The organism is Natrinema pellirubrum DSM 15624, assembly GCF_000230735.2.
Taxonomy (GTDB): domain Archaea; phylum Halobacteriota; class Halobacteria; order Halobacteriales; family Natrialbaceae; genus Natrinema; species Natrinema pellirubrum.
Map to the genome: position 1 here is coordinate 2,120,446 of NC_019962.1, position 22,320 is coordinate 2,142,765.

The following is a 22,320-nucleotide window of genomic DNA, read 5'->3' on the forward strand; positions in this document are numbered from 1 at the left end:
CATTGAACGGGATTCCGCCCAAGCGAGCGGCCGCCAATGTGGACCCCACTCGTTCCTCGACGCCTCGAGCGGCCCCATCAACGGGAGGATGGAGTTCCCGCAAGCGCCGACAGACGCCGCTGCCGCGATCGATCAGACGTTTCAAGTCAACTGCGGATCCATACCCGCCATGGAGGAGCGAAATCGGCGCGCGTTTTTCATCGGTGCCTTCGGTGCGATCGCGGTCTTCGCCGTGCTCGTGTTCATCGTCGGTGCGCGTTCCATCCTTGATTCCCTGCTCTCGGCGACTCCATCGCTCGTCGCGGCGACATTCGCCCTCGCGCTCTGTTGGCTGGTCGTCTGGAGCCTGATGCTCCGAACCGTCCTCGGGACGCTCGGCGTCGAGATGCCGCTCGGCAAGTCATTTCTCGTCTACGCCGGTGCTGTCTTCGCCAACAACGTCACCCCGTTCGGACAGGCCGGCGGCGAACCGGTCGCAGCGTTGCTCATCTCGAAGGTCTCCGACTCACGCTACGAAACCGGTCTCGTCGGGATCGCGAGCGTCGACGTACTCAACGTGATTCCGTCGATCTCGCTCGTCTTCGTGGGGGTCGGCTACTACGCGACTACCGCCGCCGTCGGCGACCGCCTCGAGACGGCCATCGGGTCGGCCGTCGTGTTAATCGGAGCTATCGTCATCGTCATGGGACTCGTGTGGCGATACCGAGAGATGATCATCAACTGGCTTCCAGCCGTCATCGCCCCCCACCTCGGTAAACTCGGTCTCGAGCGCTTCAACTCGGAGACGCTCGAGGACGACCTCGCGGACCGAATGGGTCGGTTCTTCGAGAACATCGAGCGGATCGCGACGAACCGATGGCGGCTCGGAGCCGTGGTCGGGCTCTCGCTGTGTGGCTGGCTCTTTCAGGTGGTCGCACTGCTTGCAGCGTTCGCCGCCCTCGGATACAGCGTCCCGCCCTATATCCTACTGTTTGTGATTCCCCTTGCAAACGTCGCCGGCGCGGCCCCGCTCCCGGGAGGTCTCGGCGGAATCGAGGCCGCGTTCGTCACGCTGCTTGTCCCGACAACGGGCATCGAAGCATCGGCCGTTACCGCGGCCGTCCTGATATTCCGCGGCGCGGTCTACTGGATGCCCATCCTTCTCGGTGGTGCCTCCGTGTCGGCGCTGGGGATCCGTGCCATCCGGTGAGCCTGCCGAACAGTTAACCGCGCCGGCCGCTGAGTGGGAACGACTCGGAACCGATGTATCGAGACGGCCACGCTGGCTTCAACGCGCTGCTGTATGCTCCGTTCGTACCACTAATAACCGCTTCCTACTCGCTCGAGACAGCGCTTTGGGGTGCAGTCGTCACGCTCGCCGCGGCAAACCTGCCCGACCTCGACCAGAGTCTCGAACGGATCGACCACCGCGGCCCGACTCACACCATCTGGTTCGCACTTCTGTTCGGCTTCGTCGCGGGACTCGGAACGATGCTCGTCGCCCGCTCGGGGTTCGGTTCCAGTGGCGGTTTCGGCTTTGGTTTCGTCATCGGCACCTGCGGGATTCTCGCCCATCTCGCAGGTGATGTCGTGACGCCGATGGGAATTTCGCCGTTCGAGCCTGTCTCACAGGTTCATGTCACGCTCGCGTGGTTCAAATCGAAAAACGGTCTCATCAATCGCACGTTTCTGGTCATCGGAACGTTCGCGTTAGTCGTATCGGTGCTTCTGACGGTCGTTCAGCAGGAACCAACTCTGACTTCGATGTCGGCGACGGCCGGAGAGTTACTCGGATTGGCGGGGTAGGACATCATCGTCTCGAGTCCGCCACCGGACGATCTCCGCTAGGTCGTCAGTGCGCCACACGAGGACGCCGGCCGAGACAGACCAGAGCAGTGCCGTCGCGAGTACGCCGTGGACGTCCAGTCCGGGACTCCACGTCGTTCGCAGCGGGAACAGCCACAGGATCGCCATCGGCGAAAGCGAATCGATGACGAGGTGTGAGCCGATCGCGAGCCCGGTAGCGAGCGCAATCGCACGGTTTCGGCAAAGCGCGTACGTTCCGCCGATGACCGACAGCGCGAACAGCGGCGAATGCGTTATGCCGCGGTGGACGAACGGCCACCCCCACGCCGCCGGAAACAGAAAGTCCGCATCCGGTGCGAGCCCGAAGACGATCCCGAGCAACACCCCCGTTCGCGGACCGACGTCGGCGAACCCTCGAACGAGCGCGACGCCAACGAGCGCGTGTGTCGCGAACGCAACGGTAAGAAAGACGATCAGTCCGAACAGCATTAGCTCGCTTGTTGATCGAAGTACCTATATAAGTTGTGAGACGCTCCGGCTGCGAGTGCGGATTCGATTCCGAGAGTGCCTACTTATGACGCCTGGGATTGCAAGCCCACGGTTTCAGTCGTCCGACGAGGTCAGGTTCGAGACGACGACCGGTGATGGTCCTCCTCCAACTCACCGAAACGCCGCCGTGGCTCGAGTCCTTATTCACCTCGAAGCACGGGTTCGTGGTCCTGTTCGGGATCTGCGTCCTCGAGGGAGCGATGTTACTGCGATTCATGCCCAGCGAACTCGTCGTGCCGTCGGCGCTGGCGTTGATCGGCTCGTCGGTTCCGACGGCGGTTTCGATCGTCGCCCTCGCAGTCGCCGGGACGACAGTCGGCCAACTCCTGTTGTTCGGACTCGTCCGTCGCGCCGGCCGGGAGTACGTCCTACAAAAGCGGTGGTTCCCGGTCACCGAGTCGCGCCTCGAGCGGTTCGACGGTTGGTTCGACAGATGGGGCGCCGTCGCTATCGCCGGGAGCAATACGATGCTGTTCGTCAGGGGGCTGCTCACCGTTCCCGCCGGCCTTTCGGAGATGGACGGCCGCTCGTTCCTCGTCCTGTCGGCGGTCGGGTCGCTGTCTTTCCAATCGATCCTCGCAGCGCTGTACCTGCTCGGCGGGCATCTGCTGGCGCTGTAGTCGTCGATCGAGACCGATCCTCGACGCGTGACACAGCTGGATAGAATCGACGAGAAGGGGGGTTCTGAGGGCGTGTGGGCGGTCCGAACTACTCGCTTCGAGTCCGGTAGAACGGCAGCCGGAACCGAACGCCGGCGTCCCGGAGCTTCCATCTGATCTCGAGGGCGATCCACGCAAGCCCCGAGAAGAGAGCGACCCCGATGGCGGCGAACTCGGTCGACCCCATCCAGACCGGACTCACGAACAGGAGGGCGTTGTAGATCCGGTGTGGCAGGATCGACTCGATGAGATCCCCGAGGAAAGCGAGCGGGTTGAAGTCGAAGCCGCCGCCGTCACCGCCGCCTCCGCCGGTGTCGGCCGCGGTGCGGTTCTCAAGACCGAGCGACTGGGCGCTTTGTCCGCCCTCGCTTTCGTCGCCCGGCTCGAGGCGTTCGGCCTCGTAGGGGAGCGAGGACCCGACGTCCCAGACGATCTCACCCGACTGGTTGACCTCGATGACGCGGTTGCCGTGGGTGTCGGAGATCAGCGTGTTGCCGTTCGGCAGTCGGTCGGCGTCACGGGGCCACTGGATCCGATCGTCTTCCCAGACCCAAGTCTGGGTCCACTCACCGTCCTCACGCTGGAACTCCTTGATCTGAGCGCCCTCGGAGTCGGCCACGAGGACCGCCGGTCCGCCCTGGCTCTCGAGGATGTAGTCGGGGTTGTGCTGCTCGTGAAGGACGTCGTAGTCGTTCTCGCTGCCCAGCGTCCAGTCCTCGAGCAGGCCCTCCTCCCGGTCGAGGAAGACGACCTGGTCCTGATTGCGCAGGCTGGCCATGATGCGCCCTTCCATCTGGCCCTCCTCGATGTACTCGACGTCGTTGATGTGGGCCCAGTCGCGCGGCCAGGAGTGACCGCCCTCGAGCGGGAAGTCGCTCTGTGCGTCCCAGAGCCACTCGACGACTTCGGTTTCGGTGTTCACGATGAACACCTGATCGGCGACCATGTCCGCGACGAGGAAGTGACTCTCGTTGATACGGTCGACGTCGTGCCACTCGCCGGCGTACTCCTTGTAGTCGTAGCGCTCGTAGAGGACCTCGACGTCGCCGGTCTCGAGGTCGGCGCGCTCGATGACGTTACGCGTACACGGTGGAGCGCCGCAGTTGGGCCCCTCGGTGTGGAGGGTATCCGTCGCGGCGTACTCGACGGTCAACGGGTCGCCCTCGACGGGATCGGCATCGAAGTACTTCGTCCGCGAGTTGTTGTAGTAGCGGACCTCGCCGTTGGGCTGGTACGCCGTGATCGTGCCGGCGCGACCGGACTCGGTGACGACCGTGTGGTTGTCGGTCGGTGGGGCGTCCGGGACGTCTGCCTTCGATGCCGTCGAGACGCCCTCACCCGCGGCGCTTGCGACGACGGCCGCCGAGACGAGAATCAGGACGACGAACGCGACTCGGAGCCGGTTCCGGGAGAGCGCGGCGCGGACGCTGCCGAGTCCGGATCGGACGTCCCCGGCCGACGGCAGCGGGCGCTCGGTCACGGGTCGATCACCAGCTCGGGTACTGTCTGAGGAGCCATTGGATCCGGTTCAGGGCCGAGATATTAGTCCTTTTCTCCGAGTTACAGCCGCGATTGCAGGGCGACCCGCGGAACGGGCGGTCAGTCCTCGTCGCCGGCGAGGCGTGTCGTGAGAACTGGGACCGGCGAGGTACGCATCACTCGCTCGGTGAAACTCCCGAGCAGGTGTCGATCGAGGCCAGTGTGGCCGTGGGTCCCCATCACGATGAGATCCGCGGCCGTCGAGTCGGCTGCAGCCGTGATCTCCCGGGCGACCGAGCCCGACGCGATCGTCGTCGTCACGTCGTCGACGCCGGCTTCTCGGGCGGTCGTTGCGGCCTCGTCGAGGACCGCCTGCACGTTCTCCTCGACGCCCGCGGAGAGGGCGGCCGACCCCGTATCGAGGACTTCGGGGAGTTCGTCGACGACCGACAGCAAGTGCAGCGTCGCACCGCAGTCGGCGGCGACCGCCGCGGCTTCCTCGAGCGCAGCCGTCGCGTGGTCGCTGCCGTCGGTCGGTACCAGTACGTTCTCGTAGGGATAGGCCGCCCTCGCGTCCTCGGCCGCGCGAACGGTCAGGACCGGCACGTCGCTACGATTGACGACGTAATCGGCGACGTTTCCGAGGACGTACTCCCCGAGCCCGCGCCGGCCGTGGGTCCCCATCGCGACGCGGTCGAACTCGTCGCCGGTGGCATACTCGACGATCACCTCCCGCGGGTCGCCCTGAGCGACGTCCGTGACGTAGGAGACGCCCCGTTCGTCGGCCCGATCGGCGGCGTCCGAGACGATCTCCGATCCCTCCAGCTCGAGGGCGTCGACGACCTCGCTGCCGAGGCGTGTGATGCTCGGTTGGTTCGTGTCCGCGACCGTAAGCAGGTGAACCGTCAGTTCCCGGTCGGCCGCGATATCGAGCGCGTGTTCGAGGGCGGCCGTCGCGGCGTCGCTTCCGTCGGTCGGCACGAGGATTCGACTCGCCATGCGCCGGCTTGGGCCGCCACCCGCTTACCGTTGTGGGATATCCCGGCCCGGACGCGTCGGTATCGGACGACCGCCCCGGAGAAGAAGGACTCGGCAGCGCCTCAGACCGATGTAACCCGGATCTCGCTGTCCGCCGTGACCGTGACGAGACAGTCGCTGTACTCGAACGTCACCGACCCGTTGGATCGGAGACCGTCCGTCCGCGGTTCGAACAGTCGCTCGAGCGCGTCGGCGTTGATCGAGTAGTGAAGCGGCTCGAGATCCGTGACCTCGACCCCCTTGTGCGTTGCGACGGCGTCCGCGACGGTAACGCTGAGCGCGGGCGAAGAGATATCAAGCGAGTCGGCGATTTCCTCGCCGGTCGCTCGACGCGGCCACTCGAAGAACCCGCCGTGATAGGCCGTCTGGACGACCTCTCGCTGGCGATCAGTAAAGGACTCGAGGAGGACCGTCCGTGTGGCCCCGCCGACCGTCTCGGGGTCGTCGGTCGGGGCCTCACGTCGCGCGACCATCGACACCGAGGGACCGCTGCGGGTGATATCGGCCAGCAGTTCACGGATCTCGACGGCATCGGGAACGTCGACGACGGCGCGACCACCCGACTCGTCGACCGAGAACTCGCGCAGCCGCGCGCCGTGGGTACCGGCGATCGAGCCGAGGAACGAATCGGTCATCCGGAGCTGGACGAGCGTCTCCCCCTCGTGGTCGGCGATCGTCGTGATCTCGCTAATCCCGTCGACCGCGGCGAGGTCGACGGCCGATGCGGGATCGTCGATCGGCCCTTCGATCGCTGCGAAGACGAGCTGTGGCCCCTCGTCCGGTGCCGTCGCCCCCTCGTATCTCATGGGTGATCCGAGACGCGCCGCCAACTGACACAGCGTCGCGTCGGCCGCGACTGCGAGTTCGACCTCGGTGCGGTCGTCGCCGAACAGCGCGTTCTTGCGTTTGACGGCGTCGATCGCGTAGGCGATCGTCTCGCCGAGTTCCGACAGCATCGAGCGAAGCGTCTCGTCGACGGCATCGCGATCCTCGCCGTAGATCGAGACGACACCGTAGCAGAACCCGTCGTAGACCAGCGGGACCGCATACACCGACTGGAAGTTCCGGGAGAGAGCCTTCCGTCGCCACTCCCCGTCGTGGACCGCGTCGGCGACGTTCTCGACGTAGACCGGGGCCTGTGTTCGCGCCGCCCGTCCCGCGGGTTCGGCCGCCGAGTCGTCGACCGCCGTCGCCGTCACTGCCTCGAGATACCCCCGTTCGGCCCCCGCGTGGGCCCGAACCTGTAGGCGGTTCCCGCCGGGATCGGGCTCCCCGACCCAGGCCAGCGAACACGACTCGAGGGCGGCCAGCCGCCGGGGGACGCCGCGTTCGATCTCGGCCCGGGAGTCCGCTTTCAACAGGAGTTCCTCGATCGATTGGCGGATCTCGTTGGCGTCGTTAAGCCGCTCGAGGTGGCGATTCTGTGCCTCGAGTTCGCGTTCGCGGTCACGGAGCCGACGCGTTCGGCCGATCCGGTCGAGCGCCGCCTCCGCGGCCCGTGCGAACAGTTCCGCGAGTTCGACCGTCTCGTCGTCGTAGGCGGCCGGGTCGGTCGACAGCGCGACGACCACGCCGTGTTCGCCCAGCGGGACGGAGAGGACGCTCCGTGCGGCCGTTTCCTCGTCGGATACCGCGGTCGAATCTCGAGTGTCGTCGTCGATCGCCGTCTCGCCGTTCACGAACGTCTCCCAGACGATGCTCCCGTCCGGCTCGATCCGTGGCGGCGACCCGAAGGTCGACTCGAACGCCGACGCGTGGGCCGCCGGCCGGAGTTCGTTCGCGCGCTCGTCGAACCGGTAGACGACGCTATCGAGGTCGAGAACGTCGGTCGCGACCTCGACGATGGACTTGCAGGCGGCTGCCTTCGAGTCGACGCTCAACAGATGGCTGCTCGCCTCGTGGAGTCCGCTGAGCGCCTCCTGGTACTGTACCCGTTCGGTGATGTCGCTTGCGACGCCGATCACGCGGTCGACGTCGCCGCCGTCGGTGATCGGTCGGTACCACATCTCGAAGACCCGGTCCGAGAGTTCCCGCCGGGAGTGGACGTCCTCGCCCTCGAGGGCACGTCTTGCGTCGTCACAGATGGCCGGATAGTCCCCGAGCTGGTCGAAAAAGGAGTCGCCGACGACCTCGCCGGCATCGGTACCGAGGTTCGCGAGCCCGCGCCCCTCCGAGAGCGTGAACGTCCCGTCCTCGTCGAGGACGAACAGGACGATCGGTGCGTTCTCGACCAACGTCTGTAATCGCTCGGTCCGTTCGGTCAGGTCCCGCTTTCGCTGGACGCGGTCGGTGACGTCCCGCCAGTAGACCGACATCCCCGACGGCGACGGGTAGATCCGCGCCTCGATCCACGCGTCGTAGGCGTCGAGGTAGCCCTCGACGGTCCGGGACTCCTGCTCGGCCATCGCTTCGGTGGCCGCGGACTGAAACGCCGTCCCGGTCATTTCCGGGAACACCTCGAGGATGTGTCGGCCGAGCAGCTCGGACCGGTCGGTAGAGAGGATCTCGAGGGCGCGATCGTTGACGTAGGTGAATTCCCAGTCCGAATCGAGGGCGTAGAAAGCGTCGGTGACGCGTTTGAACGACTCGCTCAATTCCCGCTCGATGCGGTGATACTCGGTGATATCCCGGATCGACGCGACGACGCCGTCGACGACGCCGTCCCCGAGCCGGTTTGTGAGGACGGCCTCGTGGACGTACCACGCGCCGTCGGCGTGCTGGCACGTGTACTCGACGGTCCGGGAGGTGCCCAGATCGGCCGCACGGGTCGCCTCGAACTCGGCCGCAACTGCCGCCGTATCGTCCCCGTGGACGTGTTCGAGGTAGTGATCCCCGCAGAGGGTGGCGGGATCGTAGCCACCGGCGACTTCGACCGCCGGGCTGGCGTAGGATATCTCCCCGTCGGCCTCGATCGTGAGTACCACCTCTGAGGAGTACTCGAGAATGGTCCGGTACCACTCCGGCCCACGAACGGGCGGTCCGTCCGCCGTCGCTGCCCGCGCGTCGGTGGCGACCGCTCGCTCGAGCCGATGAGCCAGCAGCGCCGGGTTCCGGGCGGTCGTCGCGGCGATCACGTCCGTCGCCCCTCGCCGGACGTCGTCGATCGATTCGTCTCCCGTCGGGTCGAGGGCGTAGACGACCGGACACGACCCGGCGAGGTCGTCGACGACCGTCGGGTCGTCGGTCAGGACGCAATCGACCACCTCGAGTCGATCGTCGTCGAGGTCGTCGACCCCCGTGACCGGCCCCGTCACCGTCAGCCGTTCGTCGGCGAGCCCCGCCGTCGACCGGGCCCACTCGGACGAACCGACGACGAGCGCGCGAACCGGCGTCGGTTCGGTCGCCGTGAAACCGCGTGTCATACGTCTGCTGGGAGCGCAGCGCGTAAAAATCTCGTGTCGGTTCCGGCGTCGGCTCGCTCGCGCCGGTCGGCTCGCCTACTCGAGGGAAAGCGGGGCGTGTTCGGCGCGGTACCCGTCGGCGGCGTCTACGACCTCGCAAACCTCCCACAGCCGAATCTCCCGTTCCATCGCCGTCATGACCGGCGTCTCGTAGTGTTCGGCCTCGTACTCGAGGGACTCGCCCTCTCCGCGGCGGCGCTCGACGAACTCGCGGTGGCGCTCGAGTCGCGTCCGGCCGACCGACCGGGACAACGACGGGAGTTCCTCAAGGTGGTCGTCGAAGGTCTCGAGAAACGCCGACTCGAGTTCCGCGCCGATGGAGTTGCGACCGGCACACATCGCCGCCAGCGTCGTCGTCCCGGTCCCCCAGAATGGGTCGAGAACGGTGTCCTCGTAGGCCGAGTACATACAGATCAGCCGGTAGGGGATCTCGAGAGGGTAGGCCGCGGACCGCTCCCGGAGTTCGTCGTCCTCGAGCGCCTGTAGCTCGCCGGTGACCTCCGTCCAGACGTCGGAGAACCAGCGGTTGCGCTCCTCCCAGAAGTAGGCGGCTTCGTACCGGCGGTCGGCCCCCGGCTCGAACGAGCGCCGCTGTCCCCCCTTCCGAAAGACCAGGATGTACTCGTGTTCCAGCGTGACGTAGGCGTTTGGCGGGATCATCCCGCTGCCCATGAACTTGGCCGCGCTGTTTGCCGGCTTGCGCCAGAGGACGTCCGGCAGCGGATCGAACCCCCGCTCCTCGAACGCCGAGAGGACGCGAGCGTGATTCGGGTAGACCCGGAAGCTGTCGTCGACCGATCGGGTCGCGTCACCCACGTTGATACAGGCGATCCCACCGTCGATCAACACCCGCTCGAGTTCGTCCCAGACCCGGTCGAGCTGGGCGTGCATCGCCTCGAACGCCGCCCGCCCGTCGCCGGCGTCTAACGCGTCCCCGACGGCCGGATCGAGATCGGTAAAGAGGTCGTCCCACATCTCGATCATCGGATAGGGGGGAGACGTGACGACGAGTTCGACGGACGAGTCGTCGACCGCGGAGAGATCGCGGGCGTCGCCGACGAACACGCGGTGGGTCGTTTCCATTGGCTACACACTGTCAGCGTCGCACCCTTAGCTCCTTCGTCACCGCCGCGACCGCGGGCCACTGCGGCGACGTTAACGGCCCGGTTGTGGGCACGAACTGACTGCGACGAAAAGGACCGAAGGCGACTCGCGCTTACTCTTCGGTCTCTTCGTCCGCCCCCGACTCGGCCTCGGCTTCCTCGGGTTCGTCGCCCTCGCCGCCAGTGGCGGGTTCGAACTCCTCGATCGGCTCCCATTCGGCCTCCTCGTCGCCGGCGAGCCGACGACGGAGGATCGCGGCCCCAGCAAGCAGTCCGACGCCAAGCAGGAGCCGCGGCAACACCGAGGAGCCGCCCCCGGTTTCGTCCGTCTCGGTCGTTTCCTCGCCCGTTTCGCTCGTTCCGGCCGTCGTCTCCATCACGTCCTCGATGATCTCGGGTTCCTCGATGTCCTCGATCGGCGACTCCTCGAGTTCCGGTGAGTTCCGCCCCGCCAGAAAGCCAAGCGCCGCACCGAGGCCGAACAGGGCCCCCGCGAGCGGCAGCCGCCCGCCGGAGCGTCCGCCCTCCGACTCCTCGACGGCCTCGAGGATCGACTCGCGCATCGGCGAGTCCATCCCCTTGGTGATCGCTTCCTTGACGACGAGTTCCGATAGCGTCCTGTCCTGTTGCTCCGTCTCGGGCATAATCCGCCACGACCACACCGCCGTACATAGTTCTATCCACCGTTTCCCTCGATTCGGACACGGTCCGCCCGCGTTAGACACCGGCTAACCGTTCGGAGCGAGGGGACAACCGAAGTCTACCGTCGGCCCGACTACCGGCGTTACGGGCGTGGCCGCGACGGACGACCCACCAGGATCGGCTCGGAACGCGAGCCGAGACTCCCACCCGGCGAGACGGCTCGCGAACGCCGCCGCCGACCCACCCATCGATCGCGCGGCCGCGTCTCGACCGGGCAGGGGGGGGGCGGACGACGGCCCCGACGGCCAGCGAGGGCGGTACGATCCTCGCGCGTCGATCCGGCCTCCCTCGAGGGGCGAGAAAGCCGACCCTTCCCGACCTATAAAACCGCGTCGGCCGCTTTCCCGCGGGTCACCGCGTCGAACGGGTTCCATAACGAAAGGGCTCCCCCGAAAGACGACCGGACATGAGCGTTATCCGCCGGACGGAGGTTCTCGGCCGGACGACGCGACGACGCGTCGTGGGGGTGACGGCCGCGCTCTCGGCCGCGGCCGTGGAAACGCTCGGGGTCGGGCTCTGGTTCGGGTTAGTCGTCGGCTCACGGACGACGACGACCGCGCTCGCGGGGCTCGGGGTGTTGTTCTGTGGCGCACTCCTCAGGACGGTCGTCGTCGACGCGACGATCGGCGACCTCGGCGATCTCCTGCAACCGCACCGACTCGCCGCGCCGCTGTTGCTCACCGGCGGCTGGATCTGCTGGCTGCTCGTGGCCGAACTGGTCGGCGACGTGGCCGGCGTCGCCGTCGCGACCGTCGTCCTGACCGCCGTCCTCACCGCGCAGTGTCGCCTCGAGCGACGCGTCTGCGATCGTTACGCGCGCTACCGGACGGGCTGGCTCGTCGGCCCGGGCCTGCTGTTGGCGCTCGGGGCCGCCGCGCTGTTGGCCTCCGCCTGGTTTACCGGCTGGACGCTCTCCTCGGGGCCGATTTCGCTCGGGATCACGACGGTCGTCGTCCGCCTCGAGGCCGTCCACCTCGGCGCGGCGGCGTTCGGCCTCGCGGCCGTTCTTGCCCACCAACGCCGGTTCCAGCGGCTCCTGGGCACCTGATCACTTCCCCTCCGCACCGACGTTCTGATCGCTCTCGAAGGAGTCCGGATCCGGCTCGATCGTCGCGTACTGGACGGCCCGCCGTCCCAGCGTCTCGACCCGCGTGGCCAGTTTCGGATCGACGAACTCGCCGCCGTCGAACGCGTCGCCGGCGTTCGGAATCGCCGCCTCGTGGGGAATCTCCCACGCGTTCAGCGCCCGACAGACCGACCGCATATGCTCGAGGGCCGTCACGGGGAAGGCACCGCCCGACACCGCGAGCAGACCGACCGTCGTGTCCTCGAACTCGTCGAACCCGCAGTAGTCAAGCGCCGTTTTCAGCGGCGACGAGTACGAGCCGTGATACATCGGCGACCCCAACAGGACCGTGTCCGCATCCCGGACCCGTGCGGCCAGTGTCGCTGCGTCGCCGGCGTCTTCCCGGTCCCGATCCGCATCGAAGACCGGTAGTTCGTACCCGCGGAGGTCCAGCAATTCGGTACTCGCACCGGCCCCCTCGGCGGCTGCAAGCGCCCGCTCGAGCGCGGTCCGGGTGTGGCTTCCGTCGCGGAGACTGCCACACAGTGCGGTCACGCGAACGTCGTCGTCGCTCATGGATCGTCGGACGACCGGCAGCGGGAAAAGCGATCCGAAAGAAACGCTCGTTGACAGGAGAGCGTCGCACGATCCGACGGCCCTTTCCTCCCGGGCTCCGAACTGGCCGCCGTGCAGACAGTCGTCTCGGTCCTCCTCGAGGAAGCGCTCCCGCGCGTGGTGACGATCACGCTGTTGATCGGCGCGGGCGTCGGGCTGGCGAACCTCGCGGTGGAGTACGGTCTCGTCACGGTCGTCGCCCGGGTCGGGCGCTATCTCACGGAGCCGGCGAACCTCCCCCCGGAGGTGGGCACTGCCGTCCTCACGAACACCGTCTCGGTGACCGCGGGCTACGGCATGCTCGCGGAGTTCCGCGAAGAAGGGCTGTTGGACGACCGCGCGACGCTGATCGCCGTCGTCATCAACACGTTCTTCGGCTTCGTCCAGCACATCTTCACCTACTACGGCCCGGTCCTCGTCCCCATCCTGGGGGTCCAGGTCGGACTCATGTACGTCGGCGCGCGTGCGGGGATCTCGCTTGGCATCTCGCTCGTGGGCCTGCTCGCCGGTGCCGTCCTCCTCCGTGGCTACGAGTACGACCCCCACGCACTCGACCCCGAGACGCCCGACGAGGAGGTCCGGACGACCCGCGACAAGTTCCGCGCCGCCGGCACGAGTACGCTCGAGCGACTCCGCTCGATCGTGCCCCGACTGGCCGTCGTCTACTCGGTGGTTTTTCTCGCACTCGAGTACGCCGATCGAATCCTCGAGGCGCTTGCTGGGGTCGGGATCACCGAGCCGGCCGCAGCCGTCGACCCGATCGCCGGCCTGCTCGGCCTCCCGGGCGCGGCGGTGCCGGTGATCCTCGTCTCGCTAGTCGACCCGACGACCGGCGCGATCACGGTCGCGCCGCTGATCGGGGACGTCCTGACGCCCGATCAGGCGGTGATCACGCTGCTGGTCGGCAGCCTCGTGTCGCTGACGATCGGGACCGTCAAGCGCTCGATCCCGTTCCAGTTCGGGATCTGGGGCGCGTCGTTCGGGACGAAGGTGATCGTCGTCAACGTCGGGCTGAAAGCCGCGTTCATCCTCGTCGCCATCGCAGTCTTCTTCGTCGCCTGAAACGGGCTGCCTGCGTCGGCGATCGCTCGAGCGGGCGAAAAATCAGTGTCGGCCCATTGACCTCGACGGCGGACCGTGGGGACAGCGACGACGCTACGCACTCGCGGCCGACGCGCCCGTCGTTCGGACGCTCCCGTAGATCCCGATCAGCGACAGGATCGCGATGAACACGCCGGCCAGTCCGTTGATCCCGACGGCGAGGGTCTGGGACGAAGCGATCACGTAGGGAGCGGCCGCGATCCAGACGCCAAGCAGCGTCAGCACCGCGGCGAGGACGATGCTCGGTGATCGCTGCTCGCCGGTCCGGTAGGCATGAGCCGACGCCAGTAGGGCGACGAGCGCGCCGGCGAGGACGTTGTGGATACCAAGCGTGTCGGTGATGGTAAAGACCGCCGTCGAAACCATGACGAACGCCCCCAAGACCGCGGTCAGTCCCGCCGTTCGTTCGACCAGTACCGCCGCATCGTCCGCGTGGTGGGTACTCATATTCGGTACTACTGACAGCCACGCATATGAGAGCAGCGGCGATTCCTCGCGACGGGGACTCGAGCAGCGCCGGTATCCGGCGGAGTCACGGCGGTTACCGACCGGATCACGTGGACCGCCGGAAGTCATTGCCGAGGCACCCACAGGACGGGCGCGGTTACACCGGGCAACCGTTACGACGAGCCGTCTCAGGCCCGGGCTCGCGCACGCTCCGGCGTGTCGGCCTTATTGTTGGCGTAGGCGTTGTACGCCGCGAGGGCCGCGACGAGCAGCCCCGAGATCGCCGTCCCGGTCGCCAGCGCGTTGCCGCCCATGTCGATAAACGAGGGCGAGACGAGCGCCCACAGCCCCAGCAGGACCGTCAGCGACGCGACCCCGACGCTGGCCAGTCGGTCCTTCGACAGCCGGTAGAAGTTGTAGCCGGCCGTCAGGAAGATCGCCGTCCCGATCAGCGTGTCGTTCCAGACCGCCGCGTCCGTCGACTCGAGCAGGAACGGCGACGCGACCAGATACAGGCCAAGCAGCGCCGCGAGGGCGCTGATCCACTGCATCACGTCGGTGTTGAGCGAGTTGTAGTCGGTGCGGGTCCGGCGTTCGGTTTCGGATGCGTCGCTCATGTTTCTCAGCCGAGGGTAGCCGAGTGTCGGGCATAACGACAGTGCCTGCAGTCGTCGGGCGGTTCATACCGGCTCGGGGTGCGGGCCGGCCGGTGGCGAATACGAACTATGGGATGACGCACAGGACGGATTCTAAGCGAGATCGACGCGGCTCTCAGTCTCACCGACTCCGAACGGCCACGAGAACACGACACATCGTGTCACTCCACGTCGATCGGGGGCTCGGAGACACCAGCAGGCTCGAGTTCGGCTACCGCTCTCAGGGCGTCGATGCTCTGATACGAATCAAGGTCGTACGTATCCAGCATTTCAGCCGCGAGAATCCACGCTTGTCTCGCCAATTCGGAGTCGGTGTCCTGATGGCGGTACGAAAACTCCGCTAATGCCACAGCGATCAGTAGGTCATCGCGGAGACGATCGATACTCATGCGTGCAAACATATACCACAGCACATAAATAGATTGTCGTGGCTCTGAGTTCGAGTTACAACCGTATATTCGAATGTGATTACGAACAGCCGTTGGCAATACAGTTCATGTTCGAATAGTTGCACACACGACCCCAGAATCCACTGGGGTGCGACGTACTGAATGACCCGTTCGGCCCGAAAGTAGCGGAACCTATCGGTCACTCGGAGACGACCGACGATTCACACGACGGCTCGACGCTGGCGAGACGACCGGAGGGAACCGCGAACCGCTCGAAGCGCGCGAATCACTTCGGCACCACCGTCGAGAAGCGCATGGCCGAGAAGCGCCACTTCGACCTCGAGCGGGCGAGCTGGCACGACGCCCAGTTCGGGAACGGGACGCCGGTCGAAATCAAGAGTACGATGCACGAACACACGGACAGCCAGCCTGGTAACTGGAAGGTCTATCGCGAGTACCACGAGAAACTCCGGCGTCACGACGGCTGGTACTGTTTCGTTGTCTACCGGCCACATGGGCGTTCGGGCTGTACGATCCTTCGGGACAAGATGGTCCGCTCGAGTGATCTCCCGCTACTCCGGTGGCACGGAGGCGGTGATCACCGCGGGACCGAACAGGCGAAGATCTCGACCGACTCGATTTTCTAACTAGTATAAACGCCGATCTGAGACAGAATTGATCGATTAGACACTGCCGTTCTCCCCTACTAATCAATCATCAGAAGTCGCGGGTTCTGGAAGTTCCCTATCAGTTTGGACTGATGTTTCATCAGCGAGCATTGGCGTGAGCAGGTTGCCAATTTGACGACCCACCATTGGTGGGACAGCATTTCCGATTTGGCGGAACCAACTCGTGAACGGGCCTAAGAAGATCCAGTCATCAGGGAATGATTGTAATCGAGCAGCCTCACGAGGTGTAATCCCTCGGTATCGTTCTTTGTTTGCTCTATCCTCGTCATCTACTACGTGTTCGTAATAATCGGGAAGAACGAAACTATTGGCATCCTTAGCTAAGTGTGCTACGACTGTTGGTGCAGGTTCGTTCCACTCTAGCATCCGGTATTTATCTTTGAATCGGGGGTTTTCTTCTGTCCCGACATCATATTCTATCAAGTCAGAATATTCATCATCCTTCTTGTACTTCACGTCCCACCCCGTGTCGCCCGGATCAAGTGCCTCCTCAAACAGACGTTGATCTTTCTCCATAGGGTGTTCACGCGCCCGGTGGTTGAATGAGAGATCAGTATCGCCAGCAATGAAGTTCTCGGCAATGTAGTCGCTTGGACTACCTGGCTGTTTGCCGGCAACTACGCGTCCTCCTTCGCCACGAAGTAGTTTCGGAAGTCCCGCAAGTGCTTGTCGAAGAGTTCGTTTACAGGATTGATCCTCTCCAAGGTTTTCGAATATCGATTCAATCTGGAAATCATTCTCAAGGATATCTTCACGGACACCGATCAAGATGACCCGATCACGTGATTGGGGTAGGCCAAGTTTAGAGAGATCAACAAGATCAAACTGTATTTCGTATCCATATTCAGAAGTTGCAGCAATATCCTCAAACCCTTCAAGGACACGATCAATTACACGAACACCCGTGTCCCCAACTTCAGTCATGATTCCTTCAACATTTTCCATTACAAGGGCCTTGGGCTGCAGCTCACGGATGATATCAAGGTATTCTTCGTACAATGAAGTCCGTTCATCATCGAGGGTACTGTAGTCATCATCTGCTGCCAAGCGAGATCGATAGCCAGCAAGCGATAGGGACTGGCAAGGAGGACCACCAACTACGAGGTCGGGTTCCCCGACTGTTGATCGGATTTGCTCTGCAGCATCAGTCTCACGGATATCACTGCAGACGATATTTCGATGAGGTATTTCTGGATGATTCAGACGGTATGTCGCTGTTGCATATTCATTAAAATCAATCGCCCACTGCATATCAAATCCGCTGTGTGCGAGTCCACAGGAGAAACCACCTGCTCCCGCGAACAAATCTATCGCTGTTAGATTGGTTTGTTCCCTTTGCTGGACTTGGAGCCGATGTGAGAGTAGGAACTGTCTGATCTCACAGTCCTCTTCACACTGACCGACTCCTCCTGTACAAGCATGTCCTGCCAGCGCACGGTGGAGAACAGGGAGCAACCGATCCGTGATCTCATTTTCAAGTAATTTGTGTCTGGTAGTGCTGGTTTCCGCTTCTTCTGGTGTGAGAAGGCCGAAGGAACAGAGGAGTGAGTCAATTTGAGGGTCGGCCGGCCAGATTGGTTTATCGAAGGCAGTGAGCAAGAGCCACCATGCATCGTCTTCCCCGATTCCAGGGAGTGCAGCTAATTCCTCCTGAAATCGATCGTATTGCAGTCTACTGAAGTTACAAAGGGTAACACCCTCAGTGTACTGAAGTGCGGCGACGTCCTCAAGAAGGGCCGATAGAATACCAGCACCGATTTTATCTTCCTGAGTGGTTGACGGGTGTTCGTGTAAATAATCATTAAGCGTTTGTTGTTTTAGATCAGCGATGTTTCCCCATGTTCCAAACCTTTCACGAAGATCCGCAACAAGTTGACGTTCTTTCTTTGCAAAATAGAGATAGCTAGCTGGTTTATTTGATTCGACGAGCGCTACGGCGGCCACCGCGTCAAGTGGATCGTCACTTCCTGAGAGTGAATCCCCACACTCACAGATTGCACCTGGACATGTGTCTCCAGATGGGTTGTGGATCTCTGTATACCGACATGGATATGTCTCGTCCGTCCCACGACTTCGAGCGAGCGTTTCAGGAGTAGCGTGCGGACAGCAAGCGGGAAGGTCACGTTTGCGGTGAATCTGTTCGGCAGTTAGTACGTCAGTAATAAAATCAAGATGGTCTAGGAGGAATTCTTGATGCAGGGTTTGCTCTTTTGTTGGTGCATTGCGGACAGCAGGCGGGATAGAAAGAGAACCGCAGGACACACCCCGATTTGACATGAAAAACCGTTTCTCACCGGAGTATAAATATTTCCTGGTATCAACATTCCTAATGACGCGTAATTAATTCTGAATCAGAGGACTGAAGCCTGTATTAATTTCTGGCAAGACTAACTCAGAGCAATTCATCTCGAATTGCTGTCCCAATCGCTTTGGCAAGCAAGGGTGGGACGGCGTTTCCAACGAGGCGGAAACCATTCGTTCTGGAAACTGGAAATTCAAATGAATCTCGAAATGACTGGAGACGGGCAGCCTCTCGGACACTAAGAGATCTAGCTTCTCGAGGATGAATAAACATGTGGCCATCCTTCTGGAGGTGAGCCACGATGGTTGATGCTGGTTCATTCGGGTGCTGTTTTTTGTAGCTGTCAGTGAAAATATCGTCTCGGTACGGCTGAAGAGTGGAAGCCACATCACCAATATTCCACCCAACCCCCTCCCCAAGGATCTTGTACAGAGTTAAATCCTTGAGATTATGCCCACGCGAGCTATGGTTAGTCAGGTTAGCATCCTTCCAGTCAGTGCCCTCTGGTAGGTCTCGTGCCCATTCCTGATATCTCGTCAGAGCGGGTACGGTATAGTCAGTTGATTCCTTTGGAGGCATCCCACCACTAGGTGAGAGGGGGGGTAGATCCATGATTGCGTCAGCAACTGTCACATACGGCTGCTTTTCAGCTGGATGCTCTTGAAAATCGTGTTCAAACTCCTCAATTTCCACACCGAAGTCCGTTATAGTACTCTGCGTAGTGTCATGAAACGCGTCCGGTTCGGTCCGGAGCTTCATATTCCGCTCCTTCTCATTCTTGGGCTCACGGTGGGTCTCCCAGTTCTCGAGGTCAATTCGATCTGTATCCTCTCGTTGTCCAATGAAGAACAATCGCGTTCTATGCTGTGGCACTCCGAAATTCGCGGCATCTACTTTCTGGACATCTACTGTATAGCCGAGTTCTTCCATCTGATTACAAATGATATCGACGATGGAATCACCGTTCGCCCCAGTTGAGGAGAGCATACCGGTAACATTCTCCATTAGGAATGCCCGAGGAGAAAGGGACTCAACAAAACGGAGGAAGTCCTCATACAGTTGATGGCGATCGTCTGATTCAGGTGATTTATCATCGAGAGACCTGATTTTTGAGCGTCCAATCATAGAGAAGGTCGGACATGGGGGGCCACCAGCAATCAGATCTAGCTCCCCAGGCTCAATGTCATCTAGGACAACTTCCGGATCCAACTCAGTCATATCTCCGGTTATCGCACCGTATTTTGTATCTGGGAAGTTGTGACGGTGAGTCTTGATCGCATCCGCATCGTTATCGACAGCCCACAGGATGTCGAACCCGGCTTCTTTGAGCCCTGCAGATATCCCACCTGCACCACAGAAAAGATCAATCGCAGTAAGGTGGTCTGACATTGTTAGACTGTGGTTCATCAGTCCTAATGACGGTTTCGAGTCAGGTACTGTCGTACTGCTGCAAATGGCTTCGTGCCTTCCGATGGTTGCATGTCAGGCCAACAGTGGTTCAATTTCTACGCTTATTGGAAACAGAGGATCGAATACTGAGGTTCTCAGTCGGCTAATCGCTCGATCTCATTTTCAGTAAAGAGCATTGGCATGAGAATTTGACCAATACCATCAATCGAGTTTTCAATGATGCCTGTGACGCCGATTTCTTTCTCTTCGAATTCGCCCTCACGCTTATCTTTGAGTTCACGATACTGACTGATTGCCATAAAGACGACTGCGTTCTTGTAGTGATCCTCGACATACTCCTTGTATGTTTCTTTTATATTTCTGTTGACGATGAACGATCGCAGGGGAGCAGCATCCATATTGAGAGTTATTGTGAGTCCACTGATCTTCCCGTTTAGACTTTCATCCATACGCATGATCACGTCTTCATCGAACTCTCGAGCGATGCTTGAATCAAATTCATCTTCATCAATCTCGAGTTCGTCTGGATTGAAATCCGGAGCATCAGGATCAAAATTCCAGTGCTTCTCGTATACCGTGTGGATGGTAGGTATCGCGAGTCCCTCATCAGATTCGTCAGTCCCAGAGTTCCCATCTCCGCCTCCTCCGCCTGTATCCGAACCACCATTAGAATCTGATGGCGTGGGGGGCTCCTTTTCTTCCTCTTCTTCGGTGAACTTTATTTCTACGTGGCCATAAAGCGGGCTCGTATCGACTGAATCGATTTTATCTGCTTCACTCGGTTCCGGACAGAGAGTCCGATAGCATTCGAGTACGGGGTCGTCGCTTTCAAGAATTGTATCTTCATTCGCATCGATTCGCGAATAATCAAGTTCAGATAGGAGTTCCTCATCCAGCGTTGGTCGTGTAAGACGAATAGTCATCATCCGGGACTCATCAGGGGTAGCGTCTTCTAGCGGTTCGATGGTCAAAGTAAGCACACCGTTGTGGATCTCGGTAACGCGGACAAGATCCGAATGCGATGCTATTAGCTCACCAGACAGAATGTCTCTGGTGAGATAATCATCTTGAGCATCAGTAGCAAACCTGACTTTACGTCGTCTGTTTATTGGTACTTCCACCTGCATTGTCCCAGCGTCTGATTCATCCCAGAGTACATGATCTCCGTCCGGATTATACTCCTCAATCCCAGTAAGGAACGTGGGGAGCATCAAAGAGTCAGGGTCTTCTGACTCAACATCACCGGGATGATCATTTTCGTCTCCGGCTCCGACCGTAGGACCATCACCTTCTCCAGTGGTTTCGGTCTTAGGGTGGAGACGAGGGCCAGATATTTTTCGACCAGAACTCACATATGACGCAAATTCAGGATTCTCGTTCACGAAGTCTTCGAACGATTCAGTGTCGAATTCTGCATCATTGGTTCCCCGTTTCGCTCGCCGACGGTCCTCTTCGTCGGTCAGCATATCGCTCTGTTTGAGAGCGTCCTTGAGTCCCTCTTTCAGACATCTAGTCTCTTCTTTCCCTTCCTGAAGTCGATCACGAGTTGGTTTGAAGAGATCAGACATATCGGGGTTTGCAAAGTCATCAAATCGAACAATCACCACAGTATCTTGTGCGACTTTCGAGTATCCACACTGGTTCTTTAGGAATCCTAGTCCCTGATCACCATGGGTCTGGCCATTCACTGTGAACATCACCGCATGTTTCTTATGGATACCAGTACGGCCAGTCATATCTCTATGTCCACTGGTTTTCTGCAGGAAACGACTTTTCGACCGGGTCGTCGTTTCTTGCTCCTTGAGTTCGTCCTCGTCTTTGAATAGGAACACCTCGATATCACGTTCTCCTAAGATTTCAGAACCGACATCTGTAAAGTCATATTTGAGGGTCTCTGTTCCTTTCAGGAGTTTCTCGTTTCGAGGTTCGTTTAACGTTGGTAGGAATCCTCGAGTGGAATTTTGAGTGACACTGGTGCTGTAGTCGCGTGTTTCAGTCATTGTGACCGGAAGCGGGGATTCAACAACATATCGTTCGAATTTGTATAGGAATCCCTCTTGGCCAGATATGTCTGCACGAGAGACATCCATTTGATAGTCATACACCTTGACGAATGAGCCAAATTCTTGGCCATAATCACCTGTCTCCGCCCCTGGAACTGTTTCTACGAGTGATTGACCAAATTCACCATCGAATCGCGGAATTTCACCATCTACTAAACAGTATTCATACTGGTTAGCTTCCCGATTCTGTCGGATTAAGCTCCACGACCAGTTTCCGGGTTCTTGATGAGATGCTGAGGCGACAAATTTGTAGCAACCTCTATGTCGATCGCCGCAGAATTGGAGTACTCCAGTTCCCCCCATGCCATATTGTCCTTGGGTAAAGCTGTAATTCTGTTTAATTACCCCCGGCGTATGAAGTCCGAGGAAGGTATCTTCAAACCGATCTGGGGGTTGCCCACATCCATGATCTCTGACAGTTAAATTCAGAACATTTCCATTTGTGGGCGTTGTTCCATCCGCGAGAATTTCGATTTCTCCATCATCAGGCGCAAACTCTTCTGCAGCATCTGCCATTGTTGGATATTCGTCTGGATCCGCTCCATCGGGGGCGTTTTCTTCAAACCCTCTGATTAGTACAGCATCATCTGCATTGGCCTTTAATTCCACAAAGCATGGCATTGGGCTACTGGCTTGGGTCTGTACCGTTCCATAATTATTGGGCTCTCGTCCAAGCGCTCGCCATTCGACGTTAAACTGTTCTTCAAGTTTCTCAATGGTCTCACCAACCGTTTTAGGAGATTCAGCCATCAGAAATTCGGTTCCAAATTCTCTGGAAAGTTCCCCCTCAAAATTGCCAGACATTATGATATACCGTCTCTAATCTCTATTCTAATAAACATGAGGGCATCGAACCTATTGTTTAA

At 60.9% G+C, this 22,320-nt stretch carries 19 protein-coding genes; 6 read left to right on the plus strand and 13 right to left on the minus strand.

What is annotated here, in order from left to right; genetic code table 11:
* The first annotated feature begins 169 nt into the window (after window positions 1–169).
* Window positions 170–1,189 carry a lysylphosphatidylglycerol synthase transmembrane domain-containing protein gene (locus NATPE_RS10210; protein WP_015299020.1) on the plus strand — a complete coding sequence of 340 codons (1,020 nt, stop codon included), beginning with the start codon at window positions 170–172 and terminating at the stop codon, window positions 1,187–1,189.
* Between the two features lie 53 nt (window positions 1,190–1,242).
* Window positions 1,243–1,785, plus strand: coding sequence for a metal-dependent hydrolase (locus tag NATPE_RS10215; RefSeq protein ID WP_006180540.1), 543 nt, complete (start codon window positions 1,243–1,245; stop codon window positions 1,783–1,785).
* Here the strand turns inward: NATPE_RS10215 and NATPE_RS10220 are convergent.
* A complete protein-coding gene (locus NATPE_RS10220) occupies window positions 1,765–2,274 on the minus strand; it encodes a metal-dependent hydrolase (RefSeq protein WP_006180539.1) in 510 nt (169 codons plus the stop codon). The genes NATPE_RS10215 and NATPE_RS10220 overlap by 21 nt on opposite strands.
* 155 nt (window positions 2,275–2,429) lie before the next feature.
* On the opposite strand from NATPE_RS10220, the gene NATPE_RS10225 reads away from it, so the two are divergent.
* Entirely contained in the window at window positions 2,430–2,954 is a 525-nt protein-coding gene (locus NATPE_RS10225) for a DedA family protein (RefSeq protein WP_006180538.1), read from the plus strand.
* 88 nt (window positions 2,955–3,042) lie between these two features.
* Here NATPE_RS10225 and NATPE_RS10230 read toward each other — a convergent pair whose 3' ends face one another.
* The 5 genes from NATPE_RS10230 to NATPE_RS10250 all read right to left on the minus strand — a co-directional run bounded on the left by NATPE_RS10230 (window position 3,043) and on the right by NATPE_RS10250 (window position 10,658).
* Complete coding sequence (locus NATPE_RS10230; protein WP_006180537.1) at window positions 3,043–4,473, minus strand: aryl-sulfate sulfotransferase; 1,431 nt, start codon at window positions 4,471–4,473, stop codon at window positions 3,043–3,045.
* A gap of 119 nt (window positions 4,474–4,592) precedes the next feature.
* Window positions 4,593–5,471: a universal stress protein gene (locus NATPE_RS10235; protein WP_006180536.1), complete on the minus strand. Its 879-nt coding sequence runs from the start codon at window positions 5,469–5,471 to the stop codon at window positions 4,593–4,595.
* Window positions 5,472–5,572: 101 nt separating this feature from the next.
* Window positions 5,573–8,872 carry a PAS domain S-box protein gene (locus tag NATPE_RS10240; protein WP_006180535.1) on the minus strand — a complete coding sequence of 1,100 codons (3,300 nt, stop codon included), beginning with the start codon at window positions 8,870–8,872 and terminating at the stop codon, window positions 5,573–5,575.
* 75 nt (window positions 8,873–8,947) lie between these two features.
* Window positions 8,948–9,994 (minus strand): DNA-methyltransferase, encoded by a 1,047-nt coding sequence (locus NATPE_RS10245; protein WP_006180534.1) that lies wholly within the window; start codon window positions 9,992–9,994, stop codon window positions 8,948–8,950.
* A 133-nt stretch (window positions 9,995–10,127) separates the two neighbouring features.
* The gene (locus NATPE_RS10250; protein WP_006180533.1) at window positions 10,128–10,658 is read right to left on the minus strand and encodes a hypothetical protein; all 531 of its coding nucleotides are present in this window, start codon (window positions 10,656–10,658) and stop codon (window positions 10,128–10,130) included.
* A 464-nt stretch (window positions 10,659–11,122) separates the two neighbouring features.
* Between NATPE_RS10250 and NATPE_RS10255 the strand changes: the two genes are divergently transcribed.
* Window positions 11,123–11,764, plus strand: coding sequence for a hypothetical protein (locus NATPE_RS10255; protein WP_006180532.1), 642 nt, complete (start codon window positions 11,123–11,125; stop codon window positions 11,762–11,764).
* On the opposite strand, the gene NATPE_RS10260 is transcribed toward NATPE_RS10255, so the two are convergent.
* A complete protein-coding gene (locus NATPE_RS10260; protein WP_006180531.1) occupies window positions 11,765–12,358 on the minus strand; it encodes an NADPH-dependent FMN reductase in 594 nt (197 codons plus the stop codon).
* A 111-nt stretch (window positions 12,359–12,469) separates the two neighbouring features.
* Between NATPE_RS10260 and NATPE_RS10265 the strand changes: the two genes are divergently transcribed.
* Window positions 12,470–13,459, plus strand: coding sequence for a hypothetical protein (locus tag NATPE_RS10265; protein ID WP_006180530.1), 990 nt, complete (start codon window positions 12,470–12,472; stop codon window positions 13,457–13,459).
* 93 nt (window positions 13,460–13,552) lie between these two features.
* Here NATPE_RS10265 and NATPE_RS10270 read toward each other — a convergent pair whose 3' ends face one another.
* From NATPE_RS10270 to NATPE_RS10280, 3 genes are all read right to left on the minus strand, one after another.
* Window positions 13,553–13,945, minus strand: a complete 393-nt coding sequence (locus NATPE_RS10270; RefSeq protein ID WP_006180529.1) for an SPW repeat domain-containing protein — start codon at window positions 13,943–13,945, stop codon at window positions 13,553–13,555.
* 188 nt (window positions 13,946–14,133) lie between these two features.
* Entirely contained in the window at window positions 14,134–14,562 is a 429-nt protein-coding gene (locus NATPE_RS10275) for an SPW repeat domain-containing protein (RefSeq protein ID WP_006180528.1), read from the minus strand.
* Window positions 14,563–14,762: 200 nt separating this feature from the next.
* Window positions 14,763–14,990 (minus strand): hypothetical protein, encoded by a 228-nt coding sequence (locus tag NATPE_RS10280; protein WP_241432731.1) that lies wholly within the window; start codon window positions 14,988–14,990, stop codon window positions 14,763–14,765.
* A 314-nt stretch (window positions 14,991–15,304) separates the two neighbouring features.
* Between NATPE_RS10280 and NATPE_RS22265 the strand changes: the two genes are divergently transcribed.
* The gene (locus NATPE_RS22265; protein ID WP_049804862.1) at window positions 15,305–15,637 is read left to right on the plus strand and encodes a hypothetical protein; all 333 of its coding nucleotides are present in this window, start codon (window positions 15,305–15,307) and stop codon (window positions 15,635–15,637) included.
* Window positions 15,638–15,700: 63 nt separating this feature from the next.
* Here NATPE_RS22265 and NATPE_RS21410 read toward each other — a convergent pair whose 3' ends face one another.
* The 3 genes from NATPE_RS21410 to NATPE_RS22270 all read right to left on the minus strand — a co-directional run bounded on the left by NATPE_RS21410 (window position 15,701) and on the right by NATPE_RS22270 (window position 22,258).
* Window positions 15,701–17,956 (minus strand): DNA cytosine methyltransferase, encoded by a 2,256-nt coding sequence (locus NATPE_RS21410; protein ID WP_015299021.1) that lies wholly within the window; start codon window positions 17,954–17,956, stop codon window positions 15,701–15,703.
* Window positions 17,957–18,071: 115 nt separating this feature from the next.
* Window positions 18,072–19,370, minus strand: a complete 1,299-nt coding sequence (locus tag NATPE_RS21415; protein ID WP_006180524.1) for a DNA cytosine methyltransferase — start codon at window positions 19,368–19,370, stop codon at window positions 18,072–18,074.
* Between the two features lie 155 nt (window positions 19,371–19,525).
* The gene (locus NATPE_RS22270) at window positions 19,526–22,258 is read right to left on the minus strand and encodes an ATP-binding protein (protein ID WP_015299023.1); all 2,733 of its coding nucleotides are present in this window, start codon (window positions 22,256–22,258) and stop codon (window positions 19,526–19,528) included.
* Window positions 22,259–22,320: the final 62 nt, after the last annotated feature.

Coding starts and splice junctions, on each gene's coding strand:
- NATPE_RS10210 (WP_015299020.1), top strand. CDS start 170: ATGGAGGAGCGAAATCGGCGCGCGTTTTTCATCGGTGCCTTCGGTGCG.
- NATPE_RS10215 (WP_006180540.1), top strand. CDS start 1,243: ATGTATCGAGACGGCCACGCTGGCTTCAACGCGCTGCTGTATGCTCCG.
- NATPE_RS10220 (WP_006180539.1), bottom strand. CDS start 2,274: ATGCTGTTCGGACTGATCGTCTTTCTTACCGTTGCGTTCGCGACACAC.
- NATPE_RS10225 (WP_006180538.1), top strand. CDS start 2,430: ATGGTCCTCCTCCAACTCACCGAAACGCCGCCGTGGCTCGAGTCCTTA.
- NATPE_RS10235 (WP_006180536.1), bottom strand. CDS start 5,471: ATGGCGAGTCGAATCCTCGTGCCGACCGACGGAAGCGACGCCGCGACG.
- NATPE_RS10240 (WP_006180535.1), bottom strand. CDS start 8,872: ATGACACGCGGTTTCACGGCGACCGAACCGACGCCGGTTCGCGCGCTC.
- NATPE_RS10245 (WP_006180534.1), bottom strand. CDS start 9,994: ATGGAAACGACCCACCGCGTGTTCGTCGGCGACGCCCGCGATCTCTCC.
- NATPE_RS10250 (WP_006180533.1), bottom strand. CDS start 10,658: ATGCCCGAGACGGAGCAACAGGACAGGACGCTATCGGAACTCGTCGTC.
- NATPE_RS10255 (WP_006180532.1), top strand. CDS start 11,123: ATGAGCGTTATCCGCCGGACGGAGGTTCTCGGCCGGACGACGCGACGA.
- NATPE_RS10260 (WP_006180531.1), bottom strand. CDS start 12,358: ATGAGCGACGACGACGTTCGCGTGACCGCACTGTGTGGCAGTCTCCGC.
- NATPE_RS10270 (WP_006180529.1), bottom strand. CDS start 13,945: ATGAGTACCCACCACGCGGACGATGCGGCGGTACTGGTCGAACGAACG.
- NATPE_RS10275 (WP_006180528.1), bottom strand. CDS start 14,562: ATGAGCGACGCATCCGAAACCGAACGCCGGACCCGCACCGACTACAAC.
- NATPE_RS10280 (WP_241432731.1), bottom strand. CDS start 14,990: ATGAGTATCGATCGTCTCCGCGATGACCTACTGATCGCTGTGGCATTA.
- NATPE_RS22265 (WP_049804862.1), top strand. CDS start 15,305: ATGGCCGAGAAGCGCCACTTCGACCTCGAGCGGGCGAGCTGGCACGAC.
- NATPE_RS21410 (WP_015299021.1), bottom strand. CDS start 17,956: ATGTCAAATCGGGGTGTGTCCTGCGGTTCTCTTTCTATCCCGCCTGCT.
- NATPE_RS21415 (WP_006180524.1), bottom strand. CDS start 19,370: ATGTCAGACCACCTTACTGCGATTGATCTTTTCTGTGGTGCAGGTGGG.
- NATPE_RS22270 (WP_015299023.1), bottom strand. CDS start 22,258: ATGTCTGGCAATTTTGAGGGGGAACTTTCCAGAGAATTTGGAACCGAA.